The sequence below is a fragment of the Vibrio sp. Isolate33 genome (assembly GCF_022397895.1).
Classification (GTDB): Bacteria; Pseudomonadota; Gammaproteobacteria; order Enterobacterales; family Vibrionaceae; genus Vibrio; species Vibrio pomeroyi.
This window is the reverse complement of sequence record NZ_JAKEUP010000001.1, coordinates 516,984-533,616: the sequence shown is the minus strand read 5'-3', so window position 1 is coordinate 533,616 and position 16,633 is coordinate 516,984. Positions and strand designations below refer to the sequence as shown.

Annotated in this window: 11 protein-coding genes; 4 read left to right on the top strand and 7 right to left on the bottom strand. The window is 45.2% G+C overall.

The window, feature by feature from the left end:
• Positions 1-43 precede the first annotated feature (43 nt).
• Entirely contained in the window at positions 44-3,043 is a 3,000-nt protein-coding gene (torS, locus tag L1D37_RS02175) for a TMAO reductase system sensor histidine kinase/response regulator TorS (protein WP_239846707.1), read from the top strand.
• Positions 3,044-3,219: 176 nt separating this feature from the next.
• On the opposite strand, the gene L1D37_RS02170 is transcribed toward torS, so the two are convergent.
• From L1D37_RS02170 to L1D37_RS02160, 3 genes are read right to left on the bottom strand one after another with little or no spacing between them, the layout of a single operon-like run.
• Positions 3,220-4,800: a hydantoinase/oxoprolinase family protein gene (locus L1D37_RS02170; protein WP_239846706.1), complete on the bottom strand. Its 1,581-nt coding sequence runs from the start codon at positions 4,798-4,800 to the stop codon at positions 3,220-3,222.
• Positions 4,801-4,804: 4 nt separating this feature from the next.
• On the bottom strand, positions 4,805-5,929 hold the full coding sequence (locus tag L1D37_RS02165) for a DUF917 domain-containing protein (RefSeq protein WP_239846705.1): 1,125 nt from the start codon (positions 5,927-5,929) through the stop codon (positions 4,805-4,807).
• Positions 5,930-5,934: 5 nt separating this feature from the next.
• Positions 5,935-7,260 (bottom strand): cytosine permease, encoded by a 1,326-nt coding sequence (locus L1D37_RS02160; RefSeq protein ID WP_239846704.1) that lies wholly within the window; start codon positions 7,258-7,260, stop codon positions 5,935-5,937.
• A 93-nt stretch (positions 7,261-7,353) separates the two neighbouring features.
• Here L1D37_RS02160 and L1D37_RS02155 point away from each other — a divergent pair, with 93 nt between their 5' ends.
• Positions 7,354-8,292: a LysR family transcriptional regulator gene (locus L1D37_RS02155; protein ID WP_239846703.1), complete on the top strand. Its 939-nt coding sequence runs from the start codon at positions 7,354-7,356 to the stop codon at positions 8,290-8,292.
• Positions 8,293-8,415: 123 nt separating this feature from the next.
• On the opposite strand, the gene L1D37_RS02150 is transcribed toward L1D37_RS02155, so the two are convergent.
• From L1D37_RS02150 to L1D37_RS02140, 3 genes are all read right to left on the bottom strand, one after another.
• Positions 8,416-10,770 carry a fatty acid cis/trans isomerase gene (locus tag L1D37_RS02150; protein WP_239846702.1) on the bottom strand — a complete coding sequence of 785 codons (2,355 nt, stop codon included), beginning with the start codon at positions 10,768-10,770 and terminating at the stop codon, positions 8,416-8,418.
• 155 nt (positions 10,771-10,925) lie between these two features.
• The gene (locus L1D37_RS02145) at positions 10,926-12,590 is read right to left on the bottom strand and encodes a VRR-NUC domain-containing protein (RefSeq protein WP_239846701.1); all 1,665 of its coding nucleotides are present in this window, start codon (positions 12,588-12,590) and stop codon (positions 10,926-10,928) included.
• A 57-nt stretch (positions 12,591-12,647) separates the two neighbouring features.
• The gene (locus tag L1D37_RS02140) at positions 12,648-13,886 is read right to left on the bottom strand and encodes an OFA family MFS transporter (protein WP_132762405.1); all 1,239 of its coding nucleotides are present in this window, start codon (positions 13,884-13,886) and stop codon (positions 12,648-12,650) included.
• Positions 13,887-14,480: 594 nt separating this feature from the next.
• Here L1D37_RS02140 and L1D37_RS02135 point away from each other — a divergent pair.
• Positions 14,481-14,861, top strand: coding sequence for a hypothetical protein (locus tag L1D37_RS02135; RefSeq protein WP_017060877.1), 381 nt, complete (start codon positions 14,481-14,483; stop codon positions 14,859-14,861).
• Between the two features lie 149 nt (positions 14,862-15,010).
• Here the strand turns inward: L1D37_RS02135 and L1D37_RS02130 are convergent, their stop codons facing one another.
• Positions 15,011-15,355, bottom strand: coding sequence for a YajD family HNH nuclease (locus L1D37_RS02130; RefSeq protein WP_017632311.1), 345 nt, complete (start codon positions 15,353-15,355; stop codon positions 15,011-15,013).
• A 286-nt stretch (positions 15,356-15,641) separates the two neighbouring features.
• On the opposite strand from L1D37_RS02130, the gene yghU reads away from it, so the two are divergent.
• Complete coding sequence (yghU, locus tag L1D37_RS02125; RefSeq protein WP_239846700.1) at positions 15,642-16,499, top strand: glutathione-dependent disulfide-bond oxidoreductase; 858 nt, start codon at positions 15,642-15,644, stop codon at positions 16,497-16,499.
• The last annotated feature ends 134 nt before the right edge of the window (positions 16,500-16,633 follow it).

Here is a 16,633-nt window from a genome sequence, read left to right as displayed (position 1 = left end):
TATTCTGGGTGGGTAAAGAAGATCGTTTTAAGGTTTAAGTTATATGTTGTTAGCCACAGCAAGTATTGGACGCAAGCTACTTGCTTCGTTTTTGGTCATGGCGCTTTTGGTTCTTGTATCGGCATTGATCGGTGTCTCTGGATTTAGCTTCGTGGCGAAAACAGAAAGAAACGTCGTAGATTCTGCGCTCCCTGCTATGATTGAAGCACGACAAGTTTCTGAGCTCAGTAACCGCATCATTTCCTCCGTTCAAACTCTCTCTAACGCTAAGAACGAGCAAGAGAGAAAAGAAGCGGGCACCGTGCTATTCGGACAACTTGAGGCTCTTCTTACTCATATTAAAGATCTGGGTGTTGATAGCTTTGACTCCCAACTGCTGCACGAACTTGAAACCCACGTTGAAAGTGTCATCAATACACTGGCAGAGCTGGGTGTATCGGTTGAACGTAAGCTTTGGCTCAACAAAGAGCTGACTGCACGCGTGGAAGAGATGAAGTTTTTGGCTGAAGAGCTAGAACAACTCACGCGTACTCAAGTTTTGAACACCGCAACCATCGCGATTGCGAACGTAACCCATATCTACGACCTGCTCGAAACCAAACAAACCGACAAAGCCTATCAAGCCCTTGATGCATTAGTTGAAGTCGATTTAGACCTTTCTGAGCGCTTACACGAACTCCATCTTCTTGCTTTTAAAATCCTTAACCAGATTGAAGAAACGCAAACCGTTACCAACGTAGAACGCATTCATCAAATCCAATCAGAGTTTGAAGCCAATCTTAAAATCATGGATCGCCGTGTTAAAGCGGTAGAAGACCCGACTCGTTCAGAGCAAATGTCATTGCTGCTTGATGAGCTTCGTAAGCGCCAAGTGGTGTTTGATATCTCGCTTGAACAGTACGAGAACACCAAGAAATCTGAATTCTTGATGCAGAATACGCTGCAGCTTTTCTCCAAGTTGAACACCACTGTTAACCAATTGGTCGATGATTCAAACCTGAGCACTAAGAAGGCGGTAGACGAGCTGACTTCAACGCTGAGTGTTGCACAATGGTCACTGTCGGTGATTTCGATTATTGGTCTTATTATCGTGGCGTTTATTGTGTGGCGCGTGGTGTATATCTCGGTGGTGAAACGCCTTGCGGAATACTCGACCGCACTAATGTCTATCGCTCAAGGGCGTTTGAACATTGATATTTCGGTAAAAGGTAACGATGAAATTGCCCATATGGGTGAGGCGATCATTACCGCGAGAAACACTGCACAAGCGCTGCAAGTGGTGGCGGTAGGTGAAGCAAAAGCCAAGCGTGAGCTTGAAGAACATAAAGAACAACTGGAAGAGCTGATTACTGAGCGTACCTATCAACTTCAACAAACCAATGAAAAGCTAAATGTCGAAGTAACCAACCACGCCAAAGCACGCAGCGCAGCGGAACAAGCAAGCCGCGCGAAGTCTGCATTCTTGGCGACCATGAGTCATGAAATTCGAACGCCGATGAATGGGGTGTTGGGTACGGCTCGATTACTGAAAGACACCGGCTTGAATCAGCTGCAATCGGGCTATGCCGATATCATTAACCGCAGTGGTAAGAACCTATTAGCAATCCTTAATGACGTGTTGGATTATTCCAAAATTGAAGCGGGGCATTTAGAAGTGCGTGTCGCGTCGTTCGATCTACATCAAATGGTTCAAGACACCTATCAATTGATGGAAGGGCGAGCATCAGAGAAGAAACTCGACTTTCATTACTTCATTGAAAGTGACGTCCAGCGTTACTGGCGCGGAGATGTCACTCGTATCAGTCAGATCCTCAATAACTTGGTCGGTAACGCCATAAAATTCACAGACAGCGGCTCAGTAGATATATTTGTTAGCCTTGATCTGGAAGATGAAAACCGTGTGATGTTCGAGGTTTCAGATACTGGTGTCGGTATCGATATCAGTGAACAGAAGTGTCTGTTTGATGCGTTTAGCCAAACAGAAAGCGGCCGCAACAAAACCGGTGGTACAGGGCTTGGATTGGCGATCAGTAAGAGCGTGATGCACGCCATGAACGGTGATATTGGTGTTCACTCCGAAGAAGGTGAGGGTAGCCAGTTTTGGTTCTCACTGCCTCTTGAAGTGGGAGAGAAGATTGAAAACAAAGTTACGATTGTTGAAGCCTGCATTCGCGCTAAGGTGCTGCTGATTGAAGACAACCCAGTGAACTGCATCGTTGCGGAAGGCTTCTTGAATAACTTAGGCCACGATGTGGTCATCGCGACAACAGGACAAGAAGCACGAGCTATATTCAGTGAACAAGAGTTCGATATTGCACTGGTGGACATCAACTTACCGGATTGCGATGGCGTTGAATTGATTCAACAGCTGAAAGATGATGCAAGCCAACATGAACAAGCTGCAACACGTAAATTGCCACCTATGATTGCTGTATCGGCTCACGTGTTTAACGAAGAAGTCGAAAGCTATTTGTCGTCGGGCTTCGATGGTTTCTTGCCTAAACCTTTAGAGAAAGAAGCCTTGTCAGAATTGATTGTAGAGCAATTAGACGGTCACACTCTATTGTTGCCTCAGCCCGATCCATCGGATGCGATTTGTTGTAAGGTCAGTTCGAAACCTCAAGATGCCGAGTTAGATTTATCTGCATTGGCACTTGGAGGTTCAGCACAACTGGCAAATCAAGACACAGAAAATAACCAAGGAGATCAGATCGTGCAGATTATTGATCCGAAAATCATAAAAGATGACTTAGCCATTTTAGGCCACGACAAAATAGTGCAGATTGTTGGTCTGTTTGATCAAAGCAGCCAAGCCACCCTCGATGAACTTGTTGTAGCGGACGAAGCTGAAAATGCTCGTGAAATTAAGTCGCTGGCTCATAAATTGAAAGGCTCGGCGGGAAGCTTGGGTTTATCTGCCTTGTTTGCTTTGTGCCAGAGCATTGAAGCGAGTGAAGAGCCGTTGAACCAATATCGTGACAATGCCGATTCACTCTCTGAATTGGTGAGAGACTCGCTAGCAGCACTGCGCGAACAACTGTAAATAAGACGCTCATATTTAGTAGACTAATAGCCAGTAAGCCAATAGCAAATAAAGCAGTAGCTAAACAAAATCGCTTAAAAATCAAAAAGCAGGTTATATCTTCGTGTTTCCATGAAGTTATAGCCTGCTTTTTTAGTCTTGGATGTAATTTAAAGTCAGACCAAAGAAGATCTGTCTCAAGCCATTCTGATGTGACCTGCGGCTTTGATCTTCACGTGAACCATGTTGCCTTGTAGGTAGCTTAATGGGATCTCACTGCGTTCAATGATTGCCACGTTATCGCTGCATGCTCCCGCCTCAATCGCCAGTTGCTTTGATTGCTCTTCCAAGCCTTTTAAGGTTTCTTCACGAGAAGCGGGATCAATCGGGACAATCTTATCGAATTGACCTGATATTTCACCCAGCGCAACACCAATTGCATTCGCTACTTCAAAGTGCTCAGGACGTACCACTTGGCTCACACCTTCAAAGTGATCTGGGAATAGGGCACTACCGCCACCAACCATGATGACAGGTACACTCGCTGCTGAGGTCTTCATCTTATCGATGCCTTCCTCAACATCAGTCACCATCTGTTGATACACCTGACTTGCTTGCTCGCTCGAAATACCAATCTCATCACTCAGTTGGTGTTCCGCTTGCCACTGCATTTGACCGGTTTTGAGTGCAATGTCGGTTAACGTGAGTTCATCGCCGCCAAAGCTGCGCGCTGTTTGCGTGAGAGTGTGGCCAACACTTTCAGGGCCTAGTTCGATACGGTCTTGCTCAAAGCGAACCTTGGTGCCGCCACCAATGGCTAATGCCAAAATATCAGGCATGCGGAAGTTGGTTCTCACTTCGCCAATCTCTACCGCTAAGCTCGACTCTCTTGGGTAACCGTGAGTCAGCACGCCAATGTCAGACGTTGTGCCGCCCACATCGACCACAATCGCATCTTTAAGCTTGGTTAGATGGCTTGCTCCGCGAATCGAGTTTGTTGGACCACAAGCCACAGTAAGAATCGGGTACATCAAAGCGAACTGTTGCGACATCAGTGTTCCGTCGTTCTGACCGAAATAAGGCGTAGTGTGGATTTCATGATTGATGAGTGCATCACAAAAGCCGTCAACGAATCGTTTTGCTGTGCCTTGCAGGGCTGCATTGAGAATTGTGGCGTTCTCACGCTCCAGAAGCCCTAAGCTGCCTACTTTATGGGAAAGCGATAGGTTCACACCCGGAAGCTCTTGCTGAATCCACTCTGCGGCTTGAAGCTCTTGGTCGCCATTGACTGGAGAGAACACACCGCAGATAGCTATTGAATCTACGTGGCCTTTCATTTTCTGGCAAAGCTCGCGGATTTCAGACTCTTGAATGTCGGCAATCAATTGGCCGTCGTATTCGTAGCCGCCGTGTGCTTGGTAGAAGTGTTCACCAAGCAGGTTTTGCCACGCTTCACTCCAACCACAAAGGGGCGGGACGCTGTCGCCACTTGGAAGGGCTAAACGAATCATACCAACTCTGTCTAAACCTTTTCTTTCCACAATCGCGTTAGTGCATTGAGTGGTGCCAAGCATCGCGTGTTTCACTTGCTTACCGTCAATGTTCGCTTGGCTTAGTAGTGCAGAAATCGCGTTATCGATACCAGTGGAAATGTCGTTTGTGGTTGCGGTTTTCACCTTAGCAATCACATTCAAGTCTGCGTCGAGCAACACACCATCGGTATTGGTGCCACCAACGTCAATGCCCAAACGGCAGTAATCAAGCGTAATGTTTGTCATGCTACTACCTCTTCAATGCAGACTTTAGTTGTTCAATGGTTTGATATTCGACGGTGTAGCCAAAGTAATCCGGGCCCGCGACTTCGATGCCTTTGTCGGTGCGCCATTTCGGGTCACAAGGGTAGGCGATAAGATCGATGCGTTGTCCGTAGCGAAGCTGTTCGGTTGTGATTGGCTTGCCGGTTTCATGATCCAATATCGAAATAAGATCCGGTGTCGAAGCCAAAAGGTTATCTTGATTCATGTCGGCACGGCTTGTGCCTTTGTGCGCCAGGAGCAATTCGTTTTGGAACTGCACGAATACGTTATCTACGCCGGTATCTTCGAACTGAGCCAGTTTCTCGATCACGACACCGCCTGTTGCAAAACCGCCATCGGTTTCGCGCTGAATATCAACAATCTTGCCGCTAACGATCGTGTGGCCGCCAACAATATCTAGAACAGCTTGTGTACCGCTCTGGTTGTTGTCGTTCGCAAGTCTGATTGCCTCCCCAATCTTCATTGCTTGGGTGAGTGTTGCTGGTAGTGCGCTGCGCTTTAGGTTCTTACCGTTCATTGGGTAATCACACATTGCCGCTGAGCCGCCCATCTGCTCTGTAATCGGCCTAGCAAACCTTTCAGACCAAATACCGTCTATCGGGTACAGCGTTACTACATTGCCACGTTCGTCGGCCAATGTGTTGGGTGCTGAAGGTAAATCGTCGAGGAAGAAGGTCACCATTTGCGCTTCAGGGAACGCACGTCCCATCGCATCACAATCGATTACAGGGATGTTCTTTTGCGCTGCAACGAGAATTGGAATCAGTGAGTTGAAACCACCCACTTCGATAGGGAAGGTTGCCGCTACCTCAGTACCAAGCGCCTTTTCCATCGCTTCGAATGCGACCAACATTTGATCTTTCGAGTTGAGCTTTTCTACTGCAACGGTGGGGGCGCCAATCATTGAAGAGGGCGCAGTCATCCATTCGTCTTGTACCTCTTCCAAAGGAATCATGCGTACAGGTTGTTTTGCCGTTGCGATAGCGACTTTCGCCATCAATGCGCCGCTGTATGGGTCACCACCGCCGCCCGTGCCTAATACAGTGGCACCAAGCGCGATGTCATCAATCATTTGTTCAGTAATAATCACAACTACTATTCCTTATCACTTGAAGGAGAAAGCTTCATTAGGGCTAGGTAAATAACACCAGCTGCGAGAATGCCGTCTAACGCCGAGATGCTGGTTAATGAAAACAGGTTGAAGAATTCTGGTGCGGTACAGGCGCTGAATGCAGTACCAAACGCCCAAGAGGCGAGGCCTTTAAACATCCAAGCTGGAACTTGTTGGATGTTCTCAAAGCTCATTTTTGTAGAATCTAAAACGTAGTATTGAACGATGTAGACTCCGGCAGCTGGGGCGATGGTTACGCTGAGAAGCATTAAGAAGTCAGTAAACTTGTTCACCATGCCGAGTTGAGCAATACCGATGCCGACGATGGTCATGATCACAACCAATACAGGGCGAGGAATCTTAGGTAGCACCATCGACATACATAAGCCACCCGAAGTCAGGTTACTACTGTTGGTCGTCCATTGAGCAAATACCAGAACGATGATGGCAGCCATGCCTAAACCAAGCGTGAAGAAAACTTCTACTAGGTCATCGGTGCCTGTCATTTTTGTCAAGATTAATGCGATAAGAATGATGGCACTGTTACCAACCAGAAAGCCGATACCTGCTCCCAAAATCGCATCGCGACGAGTCTTAGCGTAACGAGCAATATCAGGCGCAGCGACGGCTGCAAGAATCCAGATAGACATAACGAAAGAGATGGCTTGGCCTAGTGTTAGAGGATCTTCAATCGTTGGTGCTGCGCCACCTTGGTAGTCGGCAGCCATGAACAAGCCAATGGTAATCAGCGTCACCATCAGAGGTACTGAATAGGTGCTGAGTTTACCTAAGGCACGAACGCCGTAGATGGCTGTCATCATCATTAATACACTGCCGCCAATCAGCGCGGTTAGGTGAGACATCATAATGTCGTATTTTGCGAGAGCATCCACCATGATGAAGGCAAAGAAATCAGCTTGGAAAGCAAACCAGCCGACAAGCGAGATGCCATTGATGAAACCAAGAATTTTACCGCCGTTACGACCAAACACCGCGCTACTCACAAGTGGAGTTGATACACCTGCTTGGAAACCAATATTGGCACACAGCATCGCGATGACTGCGAGTAAGCTTGAGCCGATAAATGTCGCAAGCAACGCGTCTTCAAAACCAATCCCGCTGCTCAAAATCGAGCCAAGGAACAAGCCTGAGATATCGATACCGATAGCCAACCAGATAAGGCTGATCACCCACCAAGAACGCTTGGCCTTCTCGGGAACGGGTTCTAGCTCGAAGTCATCTATCTTTTTGTGGTTGTGTGTTGCTTCGGGTTTATTCATGTAAGCTTCTGTCGCCATAGCGCCATCCATGCATTGTTATTCCATAAGTGTGAATAAAGCATACTGATGTATTTATTGTTAATAAATGAATATAATCAGATGTAAACATAGCAAAAACCAAATGTGAGTGACAAAGTGAACCCAAACAATAAGTTAGATAAAAGAGACCTACGAAGATTAGAACTTTTTTGTGAAATTGTTGAGCAGGGAGGCATCAATCAGGCGGTTGCGAGTACCGGAATTAGCCAGCCAGTGCTCAGTAATCAACTTATTGCCTTGGAAAAAAGCTTAGAATTAACATTATGCCAACGTGGTCGTCGCGGTTTTAAGCTCACTCATGAAGGTGAGCAAGTGTATAAATATGCGAACCAACTAAAATCGACCTTAACTGACTTCGCTTATAAGCTACGAGGTGTTCAAACAGAACTCTCAGGACACGTGCGAATTGGTTGTTTGGATAACACGGTGACTTTGCCCTACAACCCACTTCCAAAAGCGATTGAGACATTTTACCAACTCAGTAACAGTGTTGAGGTGAGTGTCGATGTCGGTGATTTCACTCAGTTGAATGAGAAGTTGGCAAAGAACCAGATAGATATGATGATCGTCGTTCTCGGGTCACATCAAAAATCAGCCTTTCAACATAAATACCCACTGTTTGAAGAGCACAGCTATCTTTATGCGCGCAAGGATCTGGCTGAGAAGATCATGGATAACGATTTTTCCCTTGATGGCTGTCGTATCAACATGGGTGGCTACGCCAAAGATGAGATGTTCCGATTGCTTAATATAGAGCAGTACGATTCAGTAAAGCCTTTTGATGGCTGGCATGTAGAGTCGGGTGTGATATTGACCTTAGCAGGTACACACTTGAGTTTCTTACCTTCTCATTTAATCGACCGTGGTCACTATGACCAAGCCTTGATTGCGCTACAACCGGATAAGTGGAGCCTGAAGAGTCAGTTTTATCTGGTGTTGAAGCAGCCTTTGGATTCTCTTTCTCCCGCCGCTCGTGCGTTTTTTGATGAGCTACACCAGCCGGAAACATCGGGTTCAATCTAGAGAACTTTTGGCTTCTCAAGAGCACTTCTCGCTGCTCTATAGCACTTAAGATACTTTTCCTCATATACAAAAAATCCTCTGCCAAGACAGAGGATTTTTGTTTTTAAATGTTATGTGTGAAAACTAGCGGTTCTCAAAGCGGTTGTAATCTAACAGGCCGAACTCGATAGGTTGCGCTTGTTGATACCAACGATGGACACGGTCACTGAACGGCCAGAATTCCGGAGAGCTGCGTCGTACAGCAAACTTATCAAGCAACGCCACGTAATCTTCTTCCGTGTTCAAGTTCTGTAACGTTTTGACCAGAGTCGGAATGTCGCTTTCGTTTAGTGATAGGTAAGCCGCTGGGTAGCTGCCTACAACGCCACGTACGAGTGTTAAGTCATCGTTGGCGTAATCTCGGTTACCTTCCTCATTAAACAGGCTCGAAATGTTGCTGTGAGCGTTGTTGTGAATCATGGTAAAGAGTTGCTCTTCGCCATTCTCGCCTTCAATCATGATCATCACTAACTGAGGAACGTGGCGTAAGCCTTCTCCCTTGATCAAACTCACTTGATTCAGTAATGCTTCGTTTTTCTTACTAAAGCCTGTTTCGACAATATCAAAACGGTTATTCAGAACTGGCTCTAGCTTCTGTTTGATCATATCCAGCAGCTCTCGCTTAGGATCGGCCGTTTTGTACACCACGCTGGTCGGTTGATCGAAAGGGGCGATATTGCGCTGCAAGAAATCGCTCAATTGTACACTCTGGTTTTGATACCAGCTTGAGTGCTCGAGGTGGCGAACGTCTTTAGGCAGAAGGGTTAAGAAGTTACTTTCGCCTTCAAGTCTTAGGAAGTCCATAAACATACGGGTGATTAGCTGGTGGCCGAAGTTTCCGTATACATCGAAGCCAGCAACAAGCAGGTAGTGAATACGCTCGAGTAGGGCGTAGTCTAGGATCCACGCCGTTTTAGGTTGTGGCCCCACTAAGCCTTGAACGACAGAAGCACTGTCAAAGTGTCTGAATATGGTTAAAGCTGCATTCGGATTGGTGCCATTTCCGTCCCAAATGATGCCCGTATCGAGGTTTACGCCACTTTCAAACCACTTGTTAGTAAAGTCTGATTTAGCGTTTAGGTATCGTGCTTGTTGCTTAGAGTAACGTACCCAATTGGTCGCTGGAACTGTATTACTTTCCAATTCACTTGGCAGCTTTAAGTTTTTCTTTTGGCTTGCATAGAAGTCGTTAATCTCCGGCACATCAGCTTTCTCAGGGTCAATAAAGAACACCCAGAAGCGGTCATTAATTACATTGAGTGCAAGTTGCCCACGACACACTGGCCCTTTAATGTACGCCATGATGGTGTTCTGTGCGTTATCCAACATGAAGTTAAAACGAGAGTTAACTGGCAAAGCTTCAAACGAAGTCATTGGGTTAGCGGCAACATCAACGTCGTAGCTAGGCAGCTTATTCACCACGTAATCTGCATCAACAAACCATGTGTTCCATTTTTTTAGACGCTCTTCATTTAGCGCGAAAGGCATGTGTGTCTTGTCGACGATGGTGCCTTGCTCTGGGATCAATCGGTAGTAAACACGAGAGACTTTTGGATCGTCGTAAGGGCGACGAGTCGTAATGCGCTGTACTGCTTCACCTGGTGGTGTTGTAGAACGCACTATCGAGAAGAAGCGTGTTGGTTGCCCTAAATCAGAAAAATAAACGTGAGATAGAAATAGGTGCTCATAGATGTAACGCGCAGAGAGCTGGCTCTTTCTCGAACTCTTATTGAGGAATTTTTCATAAACATTAACCAGCTTTTGCTCGGCTTCGCTCAACGGAATATGTTCATTCATTAACGCGCCGTTTTCCAACCAACTCATTAACGTCGCATATTCCGTTTTGTCTAGGTTTGGCATCCCATAAGGCATGCCCCAAGTTGGGTAATCTCTTTCGTATTGAGCGTACTCTTCGATGGTCGGACACTGTTGGTCGCGATCAATTGAAAAGTCGAAACCTTCTAACTGCTTTTGGTCTGGAAGCGGATGGTTCTCTTTTTGAATCAGCATTCGAGATACAAGACCCGCATCGAGGTTAGCGGTTGAGTTTTGCATACGCTCGTTAAGCACGGGGTGGAAGTCGGCTTCACGCCACTCTTGGGTGGTTAATGCATCTTCAAATAGGCGAGTAGGGGCAGATGCCGTTAAACGCGTACCTTGATAAACGAGAGCCTTGCTTGCGCCACGATCGATGCCTTCAACTGAAGACATTTTGAGTTGGCAAGGAGCATCATAACAAGCGTGACAAACCACACATCGGTTATCAATGATCGGTTTCACTTCGTTGATGAAGTGTTGTGATTGAGCCGAAAGAATAGGGGCTTGGCGATCGCGTACTTGTTGTTCACCAAACAGCTCGTCAAAGTTTAAACCCGCGTACACGGCACAACCTGAGAAGACGCTAACAAAAGCTAAGATGAAAAGTTTTTTCAAATTCATACGTATTTAGATATTAGGCATTTTCTCTAATTATATCGAAAATGATTGAAAATGCTCATGTTCTAACAATTTTGTAGACAAGATATTGATGGAACTGAGCTACTTATCGCGTCAGCCCTATCATTAAACCAAGGTTCAGAAAGCTTAGCTAATGCTCATTGATTGACGTAACACACCGAAAAAGGAACAGACAAGCGTTCAAACTCTTTGATCCAACGCCACTGGTTGTCTTGCAATTTATCTCCCGGCCCTTTTACTTCAATCCAATGAAACTCATCACCCTTGAAGGCAATCAAATCTGGCATCCCAGTTCGGAATAGCTTTAGGTCACTCAATATCACCTTGAAGAGATCAACAATTAGGGTGTTTGGGATCGAAGCCATACTGTGCTCAATAAGTGCTTTAGGGAAATGATTCCAATGAACAAAAGGATTAGCGATGCCTTGCTTGTTATCGTAAGTCTCAAGTAAGTGATTCAGCCCGTGCTCGGATAGGGTTTGGAAAACAGCTTCAATTTGCTCGGCTCTTTTGTCTACGAAGTCTGAGTGATACAAGTCTAGTGGTCGATGTTGGTAACGATTGATAAAAGCGCCTTCAACATCAGAGAAAATGACATCCCAGAAGGCCAAACCGAACAACCCACACAGAAAGCTGTTCTCAGAGAAATAGACATCCCAACCTTGACTTTCAAAATGCTGCTTTACTGCAAGCTCAACTTTGGTTTGGCTAAGGCTTAATTCCAATCTAATTTGTTCGCAAATCGGCTTTGAAGGGCGGGGAACCTTGTGGCCCTGTTTTCTTAGTAGCCTCTGTTCAAGCTTAACCGCGACCTCTAGCTCTGACACATCCGATGGATTCTCTTGCATTTGCGTGACAACGTCACGCATCGAGTCTAACTCGTCTTGTTTGTCGTAGATGCGCGCAAGTCGTTCTCTGCTCGGAGTAAGTTCTGATTGCTTGAACCAAAAGACAGCTTGGTCGTTTTGATTAAGCCTTTCTAGATCGCGTGCGAGGTCGTTGATCAATCGCGATCGTTTTCTAGCAATGCTTCGGTGTTCTGATTCTCCGGGTATCGAATGCAGAAGGTGTTCAATAAACTCGGGGTCTTTTCGATCACCTTCGTAATACTGGTGTTGAACTTCACTCATCTGAAGCAATTGATTGATCTGTTCTCGAGCGGTGAAGAACCGACGTTGTTTGCTTAACGGATAGCTTTCAAAGGTGTTGAGTCCAAGGTCGCTTAACACGAACTGGCTTAGGTCTTGGTAAGTATTGGCAAAAAACAGCAACAGCAATACATCAATCACCTGAGATTCGACAACGTAAATGCAATCGAACGATAGGCTTTGGAACTGATCAAAAGCTTGTGGTTCAAGCAACGCTAACAGTTGGTCTTTTTTAGCAGATTTGTTGCTCTTAAGAGATGGGAATACATTAAGCAGTTCTGGCTTGGTGAGTAGGTTCAATCCAAGTTCGATCTGGGTGACTTCCAAGTCATGCTTGTCCGTTGGGTGACTTAACGTAATGAAGCGTGAAGAGTTTAGCTCTTGCAATGCAGTGTCGATATCTGGGATTTCAACATAAGCGAGCTTGTCACTACGAAACCAACAGCCTTTACGAGAAAGTAAACGCACCATTAAGCATTGGCTTGCAACAGAAAGACGTTTGTATTCAGACAACCAACGGCACTCATCGTCACTCAGAAGATCAGGGTAGAGCGTTTGAGCGTGTTCAACCAATCGATTGAAGTTGTCGAGATAATAAGTAGGGGAGAGCTGAGGAGTGGTTTCTATCGTCAATGGAGAAGTCGCTTGATACAAAAAGAGCCTAACCCTAAGGTTAAGCTCTTCAGTAACAAATTCAATCTTTTCTGATGATTAAGCTTGTGATGCTTTTAGTTCAGCAACTTTAGCTTCAGAGATTGGCTTAGTGATGATTGCTAGAACAATACACACTGCCATCATAACTGCAGAGATTGTGTAAGCTAGGCCGTAACCTTCGCCGTTTGCCATTGAGAAACCAACAACTGCTGCACCGATAGCGCCGCCGATACCCCATGCCGTGTATAGCACGCCGTAGTTAGTACCGTAGTTTTTCAGGCCGTAGAATTCAGCAGTTAGTGTTGGGAATACTGCTAGAAGCGTACCGTAACCAACAGCTGCAATTGCTGTACCAATAATTAGCGTGAATTCAGAGTTGAACGTAGCAAATAGAGCCATGTTCGCGCCTTGAAGGATGAACGCAAGAAGTAGAGTACGTACACCACCGATTTTATCTGCAAGCATACCCGCAGCAACACGGCCGCCTGAGTTGAATACTGCAAGGATAGACGCTAGGTAAACTGCGTTTGGCAGGTTAGCTTGAACGCTAGCGATTGTGGTGATGTTACCGATGATCATTAGACCAACAGATGCAGCAAATGCGTACATGATCCATAGAGAGTAGAACTGAGGAGTCTTCAGCATTACTTTCCACGTTAGGTCTTCAGTCTTCTTAACCGCTTTAGGTGCTTGGCCTGCTTTTACTTTAGGCTCAGCTGGCGTGTAATCCGCTGGTGGGTTGTTGATTGTTGCTGCTAGAGGTACAGCGATTGCAAGTACACCAACACCAAGAATCATAAAGCTTGTTTGGATGCCCATACTGTCGATTAGCGCAGAAGTTACTGGTGCTAGGTAAATAGCTGCAAGACCGAAGCCTGCTGCGATTAGGCCGTTAACCATACCTTTCTTAGAAGAGTGGAACCACTTCATTGCTGATGGAGAAAGACACGCGTAACCGAAGCCGATACCAGCACCTGTCATAATACCGAACGTGATGTTCAGCATCATAGGCGTTGTAGCGAAACCAGAAGCAATCATGCCTAGGCCTGTTAGAGCCGTACCTAGGATTAGGATCTTACGTGGACCCATACGGTCTTGTAGGATGCCTGCAACAAGAAGACAAACAGAGAATGTGATAGTTGCAATAGCGTAAGGAGAAGACGCTTCAGCAGCACTCCAACCAGCTTCAGTTACTAGCGCTTTGTTAAATACACTCCAAGCATACAGGATGCCAAGACAAAGGTTGATACAGAAGCCTGCTAGCAGGATACGTGTTGCTTTATCAATCTTGCTCATTTTTATTCTCGGTTCTGTCTTTTGTTTAGTAACAGTCACTCAACGAAAGACGGGTTATTGTCATTGTTTCTTCAAAATTAGTTTGCGTTTATCAACAGATACCGCAAAAGAGCGCGGATTATAACCAATAAAAATGTGATTGGAATCTCTTTTTCCATTTTTGGTAAATTAAATTCACTTTGTTAACAAGTTGTTTTTTGTAAGTTTTTAAATTGTTCTCAACACCTTTCTATTTTGTTCTTTTTAGACGTGTCGCCTTATTATTTCAGGGATTTTTTGGTATTGGTTTTTTAATAGCCACGTATTCCGTGCGGATATCACAGAGTTAGAAATTATTTTAAATAATTTCTAAGGTTAATTTTGTGTAACAAAATAAATTGAAATGGGACTTTTTCTATGTAGGACAAGTGGTAACGGACTTTCTGAAAAATCAACTTGTTAACGCGATGTTAAATGTGGTTTTGTGGTTAATGTTTACACACAAACTGGTCATGTTTTGGGCTTGTGTTCTCCTCAAAAACAAGGAAAATAGTATGCAAAATGAGATTCCAAATTTGAAAGGATGCGTTTCCAGTCTATTGCGAGGCGAGTATTATGAAACTGTTTTTAATTCTATTGATGTCAATTTCTGGTGGTGTAGCGGCAGCTGACCATATTCACTCTTTCCTATTCGGCTTCTATGTTGCGGCTCTAGCTGTTGGTAGTTGCTACTGGCTTGCATTCCGCAGTACGCGTTTCCCACAGTTGGCATTAGTGCTATTGATGTGTGGCTTTTTTGCGAAAATTGCAGTGACTGTTATCGGTGTTTCTTGGGGTATCTCGAACGATATCATTCAATCGCCGTTCATTTTCTCATTGTCATACCTGTTCTTCTTAGTGGTTGTGTCTTACGTTTGGTTTGCATACCGCGATAAATTGACGCTAAAAAAGCGTGCTAAACAGGTAGAAGAATCTCGCAAACAAGCGGCAGCATAATTTGATTTATTCTTAAAAAGCCTTCTTCGGAAGGCTTTTTTGATCCTGCCTACCTGAACTCTATTATTTAGTTATGACGGTAGATAAAAGAAACCCCAGTATGGCGACATACTGGGGTTTCTTGTTATTGAGTCTTTATGAAAAGCGTTCTATTTTTTCATCATCTTCGCGAGATCAGCAAACGGGTTATGCGTAGCTGTTTGGTGATCGTCTAAACGCGCTTTTGCATCAACACCATAACGCTCATGGTCAGTGTATTTTGAGTGTTCATGATCGTGACAGTACAGGCACAATAGTTCCCAGTTACTGCCGTCTTCAGGGTTGTTTGTATGGTCGTGATCCACGTGGTGAACTGTCAGCTCTCTTAAGTTCGAGTAAACGAATTCACGCGCACACTTACCACAAACCCATGGGTACAGTTTTAGTGCTTTTTCGCGGTAGCCTTTCTCTTGGCGAGCGTACGCTGCACTCGAGCCTGTGTAATCAGAAGACATTGCCAAATCCTTATCAATTATAATCCCCCGATTTTATCACAGCTTTCTGGAACGGGCAGGACTGTCGTTGCTAAATGGTACAGTAGATTAACCAACATTGAATGAGGTTCGAAATAGGACACGAATATATGCCTACCTTTTACATGAGCCATCTCGTCAAACGGGTTATGTCTTTCTGGAATAAGCCATGCTTAACAGTTTGAAAATAAATCGTATTCAGGGGTTTTAACCAAGGACATGTGACCTAATATCAGTTTGTGAGACCCTATATTAATAAGGAAATATCATGTCACAACAATACACACCGCCAAAAGTTTGGGTTAACGATGCTGCTGGTGGTAACAAGTGGGCAAACATTAATAGTCCTGAATCTGGCGCTCGATTTGATAAAGAGCTTCCTGTTGGTGACCACGCCTTGCAACTGTATTCTCTTGGTACGCCTAACGGTCAGAAAGTCACTATCATGCTAGAAGAGTTGTTAGCGGCGGGTGTTAAAGAAGCTGAATATGATGCGTACTTGATCAATATTGGTGAGTCAGACCAATTCTCTTCTGGTTTTGTTGGTGTAAACCCAAACTCGAAAATCCCAGCGCTGCTTGATAAATCAGGCAACGAAGATGTGAATGTATTCGAATCAGCTTCTATCTTGATGCATCTAGCTGAAAAATTTGGTCACTTCTTGCCGAAAGAAGGGGCAGCACGCACGCAAACCATCAACTGGTTGTTTTGGGCACAAGGTTCAGCCCCATTCCTAGGCGGTGGTTTCGGTCACTTCTACGCTTATGCGGATGAAAAGCAAGAATACCCAATTAACCGCTTTGCGATGGAAGCTAAGCGCCAACTTGATGTGTTAGACAAGCAACTTGCTAACAACACTTTTGTAGCGGGTGAAGAGTTTAGCATTGCTGATATCGCAATCTGGCCATGGTACGGCAACCTTGTACTGGGCAACCTATATGACGCCGCTGAGTTCTTACAAGTTGAGTCTTACACCAACGTAGTTCGCTGGGCGAAGCAATTAGAAGCTCGCGAAGGCGTTCAACGTGGCCGTATTATCAACCGCTCATGGGGCGAAGCGTGGGAGCAACTTCCTGAGCGCCACTCTGCAGAAGATATTGACGCGGTTTTGAAGCTCAAGCCTTAGGCTTGATTTGATCAACATTGATGTTTTTTTCGAAACGCCATATCTCTATAGAGGTATGGCGTTTTTCTTTAACTAGGCCATAGCAAAACGAAAATAGAGCTTTGAGTTAATGTGTAAATTAAAGCAATTTATTC